The following is a 12,804-nucleotide window of genomic DNA, read 5'->3' as shown; positions in this document are numbered from 1 at the left end:
CAGGAAACGCCCGTATTCTACGGACGTGACCGAACAAGTCAATCGAGCCCATCGGGCAGCCTCAGGTAGGCGGCTGCCCGCTCGGGCGTGGCGTGCTGGCCCAGCCAGGGCACGATGCCCAGGCAGGGCGCGTCCAGCCACGCCGCGAGCGTGTCCAGCGTGCCCTCGTGACCGCTGAAATTCGCGTCGACCTGATTGGCGACCCAGCCGGCCAGGTGCAGGCCATCGGCGCGAACCGCCTCCTGCGTCAGCCGGGCGTGACTGATGCAGCCCAGGCGCACCCCGACCACCAGAATCACCGGCAGGTCCAGTGCGCGGGCCAGGCCGGCGAGGTCCTGAGTCTCGTTGAGTGGCACCCGCCAGCCACCGGCGCCCTCGATCAGCGTCAGGTCGCGTCCGGTTGCCAGCGCCTGGGCCATCAAGGGTATCAGTGTCTCCAGATCCGGCACGTTGCCGGCCCGTGCCGCGGCCAGGTGCGGGGCGATGGCGGGTTCGAAGGCGTAGGGATTGACCTGCGCATAGCTCACCGCGGGCTCGCTCTGGCGCTGGAGCATCAGCGCATCGCGGTTGCGCAGGCCGTCCGGTGTCATCTCGCAGCCCGAAGCGACCGGCTTGAGACCCAGCGTGCGCCGGCCGCGCTCCTTGGCGCGGGCCAGCAGGGCGGCGGCGACCAGGGTCTTGCCGGCGTCGGTGTCGGTCCCGGTGACGAAGTAGCGATTCATGGCGTTGTCTCTGGTGGCCGGACGAGTTCGAGTGTCAGGCGGTGGTAGGTCACGGGCAGCCCCGCTGGCTCGCGCAGGGTCTCGAAGCGCGCCTCGGCCCGGCTGATGTCGCCGCGACGCAGTCGGGGACCGCTACGGGCGACCTGGGCGCCGACCCCCTTGATCGAGTCCATGACCGCGGGCAGGTCGGGATAGTGGAAGCATTGGTGAGCCGCGTCGATGACGATGTCGAGTCCCGCTTGCCGGGCCAGGCCCCGATAGGTCGCGGTATCGGTGAAGGGTTGCAGCGCCGCCGGGCAATCGGGCCGCGACCAGGCGTGAGCGACCTCGGCGAGGGTGCCGGGGCCGAGGGTGTTGATCAGTCCCCGCCCGCCGGGGGCGAGCACGCGGTGGAGTTCCTCGAAGAGTGCCGGCAGGTTCCGGCACCACTGGATGGCCAGGTTGGAAAAGACCAGGTCGAAGCCGGCACTGGCCAGCGGCAATCGGGTGGCGTCGGCGCACAGCCAGTGGCCCTGGCTGCCGTGGGACCGGCGCGCCTGTTCGAGCATGGCCGGGGCCAGATCGACGCCGAATGCGGTGGTCGCATAGCGCTCGGACAGCCGCCGCGTCCAGTCGCCGGGGCCGCAGCCCAGGTCGAGTATGTGCGTGGCCCGCGCGGGGAGGCGTCGCCAGAGATGCTCGCCGAGGCGGTGCTGGGCCACGGCGCGACGGCGATAGTACGGTGCCGCCCGGTCGAAGGCCCGCGCCACGCGACGCTGCCAGACGGCATCGTGAGGCGCCGAGCCTGGCGTGACGCTGACGGTGTTCATGTCAACTCCGAGGGCTGTACGCGATCGGCCAGGCTGGCGAGCCGTGCCGCCAGGGCATCCGGGGCGCCGAGTTGCGGGCAGTGGCCGGCGTTGGCGAGCCGTTCGATATCGACTTCCCGAGGCAGCAGCGGGTCGTGTTCGCCGGTGAGCCGGTGAATCGGGCATGGCGCCGAGGCCAATAGCGGGGACAGGTCGAGACCGGCGAGCTGATCCAGTCCCGCGGCCAGTGTCGCCGTATCCGCCGGTGCCTGGCCGCCGAGCAGGGCCGACAGGGACTGCCACTGCTGGCCCGGCCGTGGCTCGCCGCGGGTCTGCCAGCGCAGGAAGTGGCGCCAGGTAGTCTCGGGGCGGCGTTCGAAGGCACCCCGGAACTGGTCGAGCTGGTCGCGGGAGACGCCGCCCGGGCGGGCATCGGTGAAGCGACCGGTGGTGCCGAGCAGGATAAGGCGGCGTGGCGGCGGCAGGTGATCGAGCAGGGCACCGGCCAGCAGCCCGCCCAGCGACCAGCCGACCCAGACGGCGTCGCGGGGCAGGTCGTCACGCATTGTCTCGGCGAGGGCGGCGTGATCCTGCGGGTCGTCGAGGGCCGGCCGGTGGCGATAACCCGGCCAGTCCGGCGCGCTGACGTGCACGCTCGACGGCCAGTGGGGAGCGAGGGGGTGCCAGATGCGCGCGTCGATCCCCCAGCCGGCGAGCAGAACCAGTCTCGTCATGAAGCCACCTCTTGCGGGTCGCAGCTGGCCAGTTCCGCCAGCGTCTCGAGCAGGGCGTCGAGCTCGTGGCGCTCGTGGGCGGCGCTCAAGGTGATGCGCAGCCGCGCCTGATGGCGGGGCACCGTCGGCGGGCGAATCGCGCCGACCAGGAAGCCTCGCCGCCGCAGAGCGTCACGCCAGCGCAGCGTGCGGATGCAGTCGCCGAGCAGCAGCGGCTGGATGGGCGTGTCCGAGGCCATCAGCGGCAGGCCCAGCGCGGCGGCGCCCTGGCGCCAGTAGGCGATGTGGTCGTGCAGTCGCCGGCGGCGCTCGGGCTCCTCGGCGAGAATGTCGAGCGCGCGCAGCGTGGCGCAGGCGATCCCCGGTGGCTGCGCGGTGGTATAGATGTAGGGGCGGGCGAACTGGATCATGGCGTCGATCAGCGTCGCGTCACCGGCGACGAAGGCCCCCGCGCTGCCCAGCGCCTTGCCCAGGGTACCGGTCAGCACGGGCACCCTCGTACTGTCGTGCTTGTGGCCCACGCAGCCGTCGCCGTGGTCGCCGAGCACGCCGATGCCGTGGGCGTCGTCGATGGCCAGGCAGGCGCCGTGGCCTCTTGCGGTCTCGGCCAGCCCGGCGATGTCGGCGACGTCGCCGTCCATACTGAACACGCCGTCGCTGACGATCAGTCGTGGCGTCTCGGCGTTGCCTCGCTCCAGCAGGCGTTCGAGGTCGCCGAGATCGCCGTGATGGAAACGTCGCGAGCGTGCCCCGGCGAGCCGTGCGCCATCGAGCAGCGAGGCGTGATTGAGCCGGTCCTGAAGCAGCGTCGTGCCCTCGCCGAGCACCTGGAGCACGGCCAGATTGGCCATGTAGCCGGTCGAGAACAGCAGCGCCCGCGGACGCCCGACCAGCGCCGCCAGCCGCTCTTCCAGGGCGTGGTGAGGCGCGAGGTGGCCGCTGACCAGGTGCGAGGCGCGTCCGCCGGCGCCGTGACGTCGGGCCCCTTCGGCCTGGGCCTCGGCCAACCGCGGGTCGCGGGCCAGGCCCAGGTAGTCGTTGCCGGCGAAGTCGCGCAGGCACGTGTCGTCGTCGCTCGGGGATCCCGCGCCCCGCGCCGCGACGACGGCGCGCTCACGCCATAGCCCGGCGCGGCGTTGCTCGGCGAGGCGTCGCTCGAGGGGCTTGCGCCACATGCCTAGCCGACCCGGGCGGGGGCGGACCGGGGTACTGCCGCATCGTGGTAGAGGGGGGCGGCGGTGGCGTTTGCGGTGTCGGCCAGGGCGGCATCGGTGCGTGCCGCCAGGCGGTGTTCGTCGGCGAGCGTGGTCTCGCGGGTTTCGGGGGCCAGTCCGAGCCGGTCGAACAGTCGGCGGTCGCGATCGATCTGGGGGTTGTCGGTGGTCAGCAGCTTGTCGCCGTAGAAGATCGAGTTGGCACCGGCGAGAAAGGCCAGCGCCTGGGTCGAATCGCTCATCGTCTCGCGCCCGGCGGACAGGCGCACGTGGCTGTAGGGCATGAGGATGCGGGCCACGGCGATGGCGCGCACGAAGACCAGCGGGTCGAGATCCTCGGCATCTTCCAGTGGCGTGCCGGGCACCTTGACCAGTTGATTGATGGGTACCGATTCGGGATGCGGCTCGAGTTTGGCGAGCTGCTGCAGAAGCCCGGCACGATCGCGGGGCCCTTCGCCCAGACCGAGGATGCCGCCGCTGCAGACCTTCATGCCGGCCTGGCGCACGTTGGCCAGGGTCTCCAGGCGATCGGCGTAGGTGCGGGTGGTGATGATCTCGCCGTAGAATTCCGGCGAGGTATCCAGATTGTGGTTGTAGTAATCGAGCCCGGCCTCGGCGAGCCGGTCGGCCTGGTCGTCGTCGAGCATGCCCAGCGTCATGCAGGTCTCCAGCCCCAGGGCCTTGACCCGCCGGACCATTTCCAGCACCACGTCGAGGTCGCGTTCACGCGGGCGGCGCCAGGCGGCACCCATGCAGAAGCGGCTGGCCCCGGCGTCGCGGGCGGCACGCGCCTGCTCGACCACTTCCTCGATCTCGAGGAGTTTCTCCTTGTCGAGCCGGGTGTTGTAGTGTCCCGACTGAGGGCAGTACTTGCAGTCCTCCGGGCAGGCGCCGGTCTTGATCGACAGCAGCGTCGAGACCTGCACGGTATTGGGCGTGAAGCACTGTCGATGGATCTGCTGGGCTTGCCACAGCAGGTCATTGAAGGGCAGAGCGAACAGCGCCTCGATCTCGTCGAGGGTCCAGTCGTGGCGAACGGCGGGGGCGGTCACGGGCATGGCGGGGTCGTCGCGATTGGTGAACGTTATGGAAGCAGGAAGGTTAACCTCTTGGGCTGGACGCTTGTCAACTAAAGCTTTTCTAAAAGTTGACAAGTTGCTGCGCCAGACACTTCCCGGGCCCTGTGCCTTCTGCCTCGGCACGTGTCCGCCGGGAGCGCCGTGGTGCCCGGCCTGCCTGAAGGCGCTGCCATGGAACCGCCATGCCTGCCGGCAGTGCGCCGAGCCGTTGCCGGAACACGCCGCGCCGTTATGCGGACACTGCCTGAAGGCCCCGCCGGCCTTCGGCGAGGCGCGGGTCGCGCTGCGCTACGAGCACGAAGTGGCCGCCCTGGTACATCGCTTCAAGTTCTCGGCCGAGCCGCGCGCCGGGACCCTGCTGGTGGCGCTGATGGTCGAGTCGCTGGTCGGGCTCGAGCGGGCGGACATGCCGACGTTGCTGGTGGCGTTGCCGCGGCATCGTCAGCGTGCCCGGGAGGCGGGCTTCGATACCGCGCCCTGGCTGGCGGCACGCCTGTCCCGGCAGTTGGGGATCCCCTGGTATTGTGCCCGCCGCGTGAAAGCCACCCCGACACAGCGCGGCCTGGACCGCCGGGCCCGACAGCGCAACCTGCGCGGGGCGTTCGCCGTCGACCGACGTCTGCCCGCGCACGTAGCGCTGGTCGACGACGTGATGACCACCGGCGCCTCGCTGGATGCCCTGGCGCGCGTCTGTCGCGATGCCGGGGCGCAACGCATCGAGGCCTGGGCGGCGGCCCGCACCCCGTTGATCGGGTGACGCCGAGGTCGGGCGATCTGCTAGCATGCGGGCATCGCTTGCCAAGGACGCGCTCATGGTCTCCGACCCGCACCCGTTCGACACGCTCTCCCCGCAACGCATCGTCGCCGCCGTCGAGTCGCTGGGGTTCTTCCTGCCCGGCGAACCCTTCGCGCTGAACAGCTACGAGAATCGGGTCTTTCTGCTTCACGACGACGAGCGACGCCGCTGGGTGGTCAAGTTCTACCGGCCCGGGCGCTGGAGCGATGCACAGATCCACGAGGAACACGCGCTGCTCTTCGAACTGGCTGAGGCAGACGTGCCGGTGGCCGCCCCCTGGCGCGATGCGCGCGGCGAGAGCCTCCACCATTTCGAGGGCTTCCGGCTGGCACTGTTCCCCCACGTGCCCGGCCAGGCCCCGGAGCTCGAGAACCCGGCGCACCTGTTCGCGCTGGGCGAGCTGATCGGGCGTGTGCATACGGTCTCCAGTCGCGCTGCCTTCCGTGAGCGCCCGGTGGTGGCGCCGGTCGCCATGGCGGCCCGCAGTCGCGAGCAGGTGCTCGCCGGTGGCTGGCTGAACCGCCGCCAGCGTCAGGCCTATCTGCGTATCAGCGAGGCGCTGGAAAAGGCCCTGGCGCGGGATACCTGGTCGGGCGATGCCGCCATCCGCGTCCACGGCGACTGTCATCTGGGCAACATTCTCGGCCGCGACGAGCACTTCGCGCTGGTCGATTTCGACGACTGCTGCATGGCGCCGGCCGTGCAGGATCTGTGGATGATGCTCACCGCCCAGAGCGAGCCGGAGTGGCAGATGCAGCTTTCGGAACTGCTCGAAGGTTACGAGCAATACCACGACTTCGACCGCCGCCAGCTCGGCTGGATCGAGGCCCTGCGCACGCTGCGCCTGATCCGCCACAGCGCCTGGCTGGTGGCGCGCTGGGAGGACCCGGCGTTTCCGCGCGCCTTCCCCTGGGTGGCCAGCGAGGATTACTGGGATCAGCATATCCGCACCCTGGAGCAGCAGCGTCTGGCCCTGGAGTCGCCGCGCTGGCTCGCCTGATGCGGCCGGCGGACACCGGCGGCCCTTGTTGGTGTCGTCGCGGCGAAACGCTTAGCATGGAACCCTAGCCATCGGGTGGGAGGGAGCCTTGGACGGCGACATCATCGCCTTCGACGACACGACCCAGGCGGGCGTCATCGAGACCCCGAAAGGGCAGCGCTTCACGTTCGGGCTGCCGGAATGGCGCGGTCGCGGCCTGCCGGGTCCGGGTATCGCGGTGCGTTTCGACGTCCGCGAGGCCCGTGCCGTGCAGGTCATGAACCGTCCCGAGCCGCAGCAGCGGGCCCGACCGCGGGCCTCCGTCCCAGCGGCCGGGGCGAGCACCACGCCGACGGCGGCCCCGCGCTACGCGCATCCGGCCGTGGTCGCCGTCGGCGTCGCGATCCTCGGCCTGTTCTTCGATCGTCTCGCCCCGGCGTTCGCCCTCGTCGCGGGCCTCTCCGCCCTGCTCGGCCTGTGGCAGATTCGTCGTGCGCCACGGCGTTACAAGGGCCGTGGCCTGTGCTGGGGCGCGCTCACCCTCGCCATCGTCGTGGCTGCGCTATCCTTGCTGGTGGAAGCGCCGACGGCGGCGCCGGGCAGGCCAGTGTCATTCGATCAGTCGCAAACCCACGTCGTGCCCGGTGCCAGTCCCGGGTGACAGTTCGGGGCGCTCGTCCGTGCGGGTGCCCCTATGGAAGGAGAACACCATGGAATCTCTGCAGGACAGCCCGCTGTTTCGCCCCTTCGCCTATATCGACGGCAGTTGGGTGGCGGCCGACAGCGGCGAGCAGATCGAGGTCGACAACCCGGCGACGGGCGAGACCATCGGCAGGATGCCACGCATGGGCCGTGCCGAGACCCAGCGTGCCATCGAGGCCGCCGATGCCGCGCTGCCCGCCTGGCGCGCGCATACCGCCCAGGAGCGTGCCGACATCCTGATGAAGTGGTACGACCTGATGCTGGAGCATCAGGACGAGCTGGCGCGCATCATGACCCTCGAGCAGGGCAAGCCGCTCAAGGAGGCGGCCGGCGAGATCGTCTACGCGGCGAGCTTTCTGCGCTGGTTCGCCGAGGAGGCGCGGCGAATCTACGGCGAGACCGTGCCGGCGGCCAAGAGCAACCAGCGCATTCTGGTCACCAAGCAGCCCGTGGGCGTGGTCGGGGCGATCACGCCCTGGAATTTCCCGGCGGCGATGATCACCCGCAAGGTCGGCGCGGCACTGGCGGCGGGGTGCACGACGGTGGTCAAGCCGGCCAGCCAGACGCCGTTCTCGGCCACCGCCATGGCGTTGCTCGCCGAGCGCGCCGGCGTGCCGCGCGGGGTGTTCAACGTGGTTTCCGGCTCCGCCGGCGAGATCGCCGGCACCCTGACCGAGTCGCCGCTGGTGCGCAAGATCACCTTCACCGGCTCGACCGAGGTGGGCCGCAAGCTGATGCAGCAGGCTGCCGAGCACATCCAGAAGATCTCGCTGGAACTGGGCGGCAATGCGCCGTTCATCGTCTTCGAGGATGCCGACCTCGACGCCGCGGTGGAGGGCGCCATGGCCTCCAAGTTCCGCAACGCCGGCCAGACCTGTGTGTGCGTCAACCGCTTCCTGGTGCAGTCGAGTGTGGTCAACGCCTTCTGCGAGAAGATGGCCGCGGCGATGAACAGCGACCTGCATGTCGGCGATGGCACCCAGGAGGGCGTCAACATCGGCCCGCTGATCGACCAGAACGCCGTGGAGAAGGTCAGCACGCACATCCGCGACGCCGTCGACAAGGGCGCGGAACTGCTGCTGGGCGGCCATCCGCACCCGCTGGGCGGCAACTTCTTCACCCCGACGCTGGTCAACCAGGCCAACGGCGACATGCGGGTCGCGTCCGAGGAGACCTTCGGGCCGTTGGCCGCGGTCTTCCCCTTCGACGACGAGGAAGACGCCGTGGCGATGGCCAACGACACGCCGTTCGGCCTGGCCGCCTACTTCTACTCCCGCGATCTGGGCCAGGTCTGGCGCGTCGGCGAGGCGCTGGAGTACGGCATCGTCGGCGTCAATACCGGGCTGATCTCCAACGCCGCCGCGCCCTTCGGCGGGGTCAAGGAGTCCGGCCTGGGCCGTGAGGGTGGCCATCAGGGCCTCGAGGAGTTCCTCGAGACCAAGTATCTGTGCATCGATCTGGGCTGACCGGGCTTCGCCCGCCGCTTTAAGCCGTAAGCTTGAGAAACGAAAACCCCATCGGTCATGACCGATGGGGTTTTTCGATGAATGCCGCCACTACGCTGTGTTTACAGCTTACAGCTCGCCGCAGGCGCCTGCGTCAGTGTCTGAAGTGGCGCATCCCGGTAAACACCATGGCGATCCCCGCCTCGTTGGCGGCGTCGATCACTTCCTGGTCGCGCATCGAGCCACCGGGCTGGATGACCGCGGTGATGCCGGCCTCGGCGGCGGCGTCGATGCCGTCGCGGAAGGGGAAGAAGGCGTCCGAGGCCATCACCGAGCCGGGGACCTCGAGCCCTTCGTCGGCGGCCTTGATGCCGGCGATGCGGGCCGAGTAGACGCGGCTCATCTGGCCGGCGCCGACGCCGATGGTCTGGCCGTGGCTGGCGTAGACGATGGCGTTGGACTTGACGTACTTGGCGACCTTCCAGGCGAACGCCAGGTCGCGCATTTCCTGCTCGCTGGGCGCACGCTCGGTGACTACCTGCAGCTCGTCGCGGCCGACCATGCCCAGGTCGCGATCCTGGACCAGCAGCCCGCCGGTGACGCGCTTGAAGTCGTGGGCGCGTTCACGCTCGCCGGGCCAGCTGTCGCCGACATCGAGCAGGCGCAAGTTCTTCTTCTCGGCGACGATGGCGGCGGCCTCGTCGCTGATCCCGGGGGCGATGATCACCTCGACGAACTGGCGGTCGACGATCGCCCGGGCGGTGTCGGCGTCCAGTGGGCGGTTGAAGGCGATGATGCCGCCGAAGGCGCTGGTCGGGTCGGTGGCGAAGGCCTTGTCGTAGGCCGCCAGCGGGGTATCGGCCACGGCCACGCCGCAGGGGTTGGCGTGCTTGACGATCACGCAGGCGGTATCGGTGAAGGCCTTGACGCACTCGAAGGCGGCATCGGTGTCGGCGACGTTGTTGTAGGAAAGCTCCTTGCCCTGACGCTGGACCGCCGTGGCCACGCTCGCCTCGCTGGCGTCGGCCTCGACGTAGAAGGCGGCACGCTGATGCGGGTTCTCGCCGTAGCGCATCGACTGCTTCTTCTGGAACTGCACATTGTAGGTGCGCGGGAAGCCGGGTTCGCCGCCCGCGACGCGCTGGCCCAGGTAGTCGGCGATCGCCGCATCGTAACCGGCGGTGTGCTCGAACGCCTTCACCGCCAGGTCGAAGCGCAGGGCGTCACTCACCGCGCCCTGGTTGGCGGCCATCTCGTCGAGTACCCGGGTATAGTCGCCGGCATCGACGACGATGCTGGTGTAGGCGTGATTCTTGGCGCAGGCACGGACCATGGTCGGGCCGCCGATGTCGATGTTCTCGATGGCGTCTTCCAGGGTGCAGTCGGGCCGGGCGACGGTCTGGGCGAACGGATAGAGGTTGACCACCACCATGTCGATGGGCGCGATGTCATGCTCGGCCATCACCGCGTCGTCCTGACCGCGGCGACCCAGAATCCCGCCGTGGATCCTGGGGTGCAGGGTCTTGACCCGGCCGTCCATGATTTCCGGGAAGCCGGTGTGCTCGGAGACCTCGTCGACCGCGACATCGTTCTCCCTGAGCAGCCGGTAGGTCCCGCCGGTGGAGAGCAGGGCGACGCCCTGGTCGGCGAGGCGCCGGGCGAAATCGACGATGCCGGTCTTGTCCGAGACGCTGATCAGGGCGCGGCGCACCGGCAGGGGACGGGGCTGGGAGGGTTGTTCGGCCATGGCTGTCACTCTTGAAGGGGGTCGCACTGGGCGACAGATTGCGGTCGTGAAAATGACGCCGGGGAATCAGGAGACTCCCCGGTACGATCGGTTCAGATGAGGTCGTAGTGCTTGAGCTTCTTGCGCAGGGTGCCGCGATTCAGGCCCAGCATGTCGGCGGCGCGGGTCTGGTTGCCGCCGGCGTACTCGAGCACGGCGCTGAGCAAGGGGGCTTCGACCTCGGCCATGACCATGGCGTAGAGGTCGGTCACCGTTTCGCCCTCGAGATGGGCGAAGTAGCGATGCATGGCGTCGTCGACGGCCTCGCGCAGCGTCTGCCCGCGGGGCAGACTGGTGGCGAGCGGCTCCTCGTACGCCGTTTGTTCGGGGGTAATGGCTTGCCTGCTGGTCATGCTGCGCTGATTCCATCGGTTGCCGGCTCGGGGGCCTGGCGGAACAGTTCATCCACGAAACGCTTCTGCGCATCCGGTGTCTCGAGAACGTTGAAACGCTTGCGCAGAGCCTTGGCATCGTCCCGGTCGCCCAGATACCAGCCGATATGCTTGCGCGCGATCCTCACGCCCATGACATCGCCGTAAAAGCCGTGCAGGGCATCGAGATGGCCGCCCATGACGGCGCGCTGCTCGGCGCTGCACGGCATGGCCAGGGTCTCTCCGGTGCGCAGGAAGTGGTCGATCTGGCGAAAGATCCAGGGGTTGCCCTGGGCGCCGCGGCCGACCATCACGGCATCCGCACCAGTATAGTCGAGAACCTCGGCGGCCTTGTGCGGGGAATCGACGTCGCCGTTGGCGAAGACCGGGATGCCGACCGCGGCCTTGATCGCGGCAATGGTGTCGTATTCGGCACGCCCGCCATAACGCTGCTCGCGGGTGCGCCCGTGGACCGCCAGCGCACGGATGCCGGCTTCTTCGGCCAGGCGTGCCACGCGCTCGCCGTTGCGGGTCCGGTCGCACCAGCCGGTACGAATCTTCAGAGTCACCGGGACGTCCACCGCGGCGACCACCGCCTCGAGGATCTCCGCGACCAGTCGCTCGTCGCGCAGCAGCGCCGAGCCGGCGGCCTTGTTGCACACCTTCTTGGCCGGGCAGCCCATGTTGATGTCGATGATCTGGGCGCCGCGTTCGGCGTTGAGCCGCGCCGCCTCGGCGAGCATTCGGGCGTCGCCGCCGGCGATCTGCACGCTGCGCGGCCCGGGCTCGCCGCGATGATCGAGGCGCTGGCGCGACTTGCGGGTGTGCCACAGGCTGGGGTCGGCGGTGACCATCTCGGAGACCACCAGGCCGGCGCCAAGCCGGCGGCAGAGCTGACGGAACGGCCGGTCGGTGACCCCGGCCATGGGCGCCAGAATGACCCGGTTGGGCAACCGGTAGGGGCCAATAGCGGGTGGTTCGACGCTGGCGGTGGCTGGCATCGTGATCGGGGTCTCGGCAAAGGGGCCGCCTATGATACTCACCTGCCGGCGCAGATTGAAGGCCGCGTTGCCAACGTCGTCGTGACCGCGGGCAACGCGACCGGCCGTCGAGGCGTCAGCGGCGGCCGGTGAGCAGCACCCAGCCGTCGCGAGTGCGGGGCTCGTCCATGGTCAGCCCCTCGGCGCGGTAAGCGTCGAGCACCTCGTCGGCCTGGTGCTCGAGGATGCCCGACAGGGCCAGGCGGCCGCCGGGCGCGACATGGCCGGCGATGGTCGAGGCCAGCTCGACGAGCGGCCCGGCGAGGATGTTGGCGAGCACGATCGCGAAGCGCTCCGCGGGCATCGCCTCGGCGAGATGAAGCGTCAGGGTGTCCTCGTCGATGGCGTTGCGCTCGGCGTTGTCGCGACTCGCCAGCAGCGCCTGGGGGTCGATGTCACTGCCCGTCGCGGCGCTTGCGCCCAGCTTGAGGGCGGCGATCGCCAGGATGCCCGAGCCGCAGCCGACGTCGAGCACCCGGCGACCGTCGAGTTCGCCGTTGACGCTCAGCCCATCGAGCCAGCCCAGGCACAGCGCGGTGGTGGGGTGGGTGCCGGTGCCGAAGGCCAGTCCCGGATCGAGGCGCAGGTTGACGGCATCGGCGTCCGGCGCCTCGTGCCAGCTGGGCACGATCCACAGCCGCTCGCCCATGCGCAACGGCTCGAAGCCGTCCATCCACTCGCGCTCCCAGTCGCGGTCGGCGAGCAGTTCGTACTCGACCTCGGGGCAGGGCTCGTCGCCCATCTCCATCGCCCAGCCCTGGCGAACGCGCTCGAGCATCGCCTCGATACCCTCGAGATCGTCGTAGAGCCCGGTGAGCACGGTCTCCTGCCACAGCGGCGTGCTGCCACGCTCGGGCTCGAAGACCGGATCGTCGTGGGCGTCCTGAAGGGTGATCGCCTGGGCACCCTCGGCGAGCAGCAGGTCCTCGAGCGTCTCGGCCTGTGCCGGTGCGATGCGTGCCTTGAGTTGCAGCCAGGGCATGGAACTCTCCTTGGTAGCCGGCTAGATCACATTTCCAAACCCTCTGATGATGGGCGCCGGGGACAGGGCGAAGCGAGGGTCCTTTGCCATGGATGGCAAAGGTAGCGCCCAAGGAGGGGTTTACAGCGCCCTCGCGAAGCTCTGTCGCCGGAAAAGCCCGCTTCAT

General features: G+C 69.6%; 13 protein-coding genes. 4 read left to right on the top strand and 9 right to left on the bottom strand.

Annotated elements, in window-relative coordinates; genetic code table 11:
- Positions 1-38 precede the first annotated feature (38 nt).
- Genes bioD through bioB form a run of 5 tightly spaced genes read right to left on the bottom strand, consistent with a single transcriptional unit; the run spans position 39 to position 4,516 of the window.
- A complete protein-coding gene (gene bioD / locus D0901_RS02830; RefSeq protein ID WP_129138770.1) occupies positions 39-722 on the bottom strand; it encodes a dethiobiotin synthase in 684 nt (227 codons plus the stop codon).
- The gene (locus tag D0901_RS02825; RefSeq protein ID WP_129138769.1) at positions 719-1,531 is read right to left on the bottom strand and encodes a methyltransferase domain-containing protein; all 813 of its coding nucleotides are present in this window, start codon (positions 1,529-1,531) and stop codon (positions 719-721) included. Before D0901_RS02825 ends, bioD begins: the two co-directional genes overlap by 4 nt.
- Positions 1,528-2,244 carry an alpha/beta fold hydrolase gene (locus tag D0901_RS02820; RefSeq protein WP_129138768.1) on the bottom strand — a complete coding sequence of 239 codons (717 nt, stop codon included), beginning with the start codon at positions 2,242-2,244 and terminating at the stop codon, positions 1,528-1,530. Before D0901_RS02820 ends, D0901_RS02825 begins: the two co-directional genes overlap by 4 nt.
- On the bottom strand, positions 2,241-3,419 hold the full coding sequence (locus D0901_RS02815) for an aminotransferase class I/II-fold pyridoxal phosphate-dependent enzyme (RefSeq protein WP_129138767.1): 1,179 nt from the start codon (positions 3,417-3,419) through the stop codon (positions 2,241-2,243). The genes D0901_RS02820 and D0901_RS02815 overlap by 4 nt, the downstream gene beginning before the upstream one ends.
- A gap of 2 nt (positions 3,420-3,421) precedes the next feature.
- Positions 3,422-4,516 (bottom strand): biotin synthase BioB, encoded by a 1,095-nt coding sequence (gene bioB / locus D0901_RS02810; protein WP_129138766.1) that lies wholly within the window; start codon positions 4,514-4,516, stop codon positions 3,422-3,424.
- A 97-nt stretch (positions 4,517-4,613) separates the two neighbouring features.
- Here bioB and D0901_RS02805 point away from each other — a divergent pair, with 97 nt between their 5' ends.
- The 4 genes from D0901_RS02805 (at position 4,614) to D0901_RS02790 (ending at position 8,480) form a co-directional block, all read left to right on the top strand.
- Positions 4,614-5,294 (top strand): ComF family protein, encoded by a 681-nt coding sequence (locus D0901_RS02805; protein ID WP_233440335.1) that lies wholly within the window; start codon positions 4,614-4,616, stop codon positions 5,292-5,294.
- Positions 5,295-5,349: 55 nt separating this feature from the next.
- Positions 5,350-6,333: a serine/threonine protein kinase gene (locus D0901_RS02800; protein WP_129138913.1), complete on the top strand. Its 984-nt coding sequence runs from the start codon at positions 5,350-5,352 to the stop codon at positions 6,331-6,333.
- Between the two features lie 88 nt (positions 6,334-6,421).
- On the top strand, positions 6,422-6,973 hold the full coding sequence (locus D0901_RS02795) for a DUF4190 domain-containing protein (protein ID WP_129138765.1): 552 nt from the start codon (positions 6,422-6,424) through the stop codon (positions 6,971-6,973).
- Between the two features lie 49 nt (positions 6,974-7,022).
- Complete coding sequence (locus D0901_RS02790; protein ID WP_129138764.1) at positions 7,023-8,480, top strand: NAD-dependent succinate-semialdehyde dehydrogenase; 1,458 nt, start codon at positions 7,023-7,025, stop codon at positions 8,478-8,480.
- Positions 8,481-8,613: 133 nt separating this feature from the next.
- Here D0901_RS02790 and purH read toward each other — a convergent pair whose 3' ends face one another.
- From purH to prmA, 4 genes are all read right to left on the bottom strand, one after another.
- A complete protein-coding gene (gene purH, locus D0901_RS02785; RefSeq protein WP_129138763.1) occupies positions 8,614-10,206 on the bottom strand; it encodes a bifunctional phosphoribosylaminoimidazolecarboxamide formyltransferase/IMP cyclohydrolase in 1,593 nt (530 codons plus the stop codon).
- Positions 10,207-10,298: 92 nt separating this feature from the next.
- A complete protein-coding gene (gene fis, locus D0901_RS02780) occupies positions 10,299-10,598 on the bottom strand; it encodes a DNA-binding transcriptional regulator Fis (RefSeq protein ID WP_129138762.1) in 300 nt (99 codons plus the stop codon).
- The gene (dusB, locus tag D0901_RS02775) at positions 10,595-11,617 is read right to left on the bottom strand and encodes a tRNA dihydrouridine synthase DusB (RefSeq protein WP_129138761.1); all 1,023 of its coding nucleotides are present in this window, start codon (positions 11,615-11,617) and stop codon (positions 10,595-10,597) included. Before dusB ends, fis begins: the two co-directional genes overlap by 4 nt.
- A gap of 115 nt (positions 11,618-11,732) precedes the next feature.
- The gene (gene prmA, locus D0901_RS02770) at positions 11,733-12,638 is read right to left on the bottom strand and encodes a 50S ribosomal protein L11 methyltransferase (protein ID WP_129138760.1); all 906 of its coding nucleotides are present in this window, start codon (positions 12,636-12,638) and stop codon (positions 11,733-11,735) included.
- Between the last annotated feature and the right edge of the window lie 166 nt (positions 12,639-12,804).

The sequence above is a fragment of the Modicisalibacter coralii genome, from assembly GCF_004117855.1.
In the GTDB taxonomy this organism is placed as follows: domain Bacteria; phylum Pseudomonadota; class Gammaproteobacteria; order Pseudomonadales; family Halomonadaceae; genus Modicisalibacter; species Modicisalibacter coralii.
Note: the sequence above shows the minus strand (reverse complement) of the source record. Positions and strands in the feature narration are given on the sequence as shown.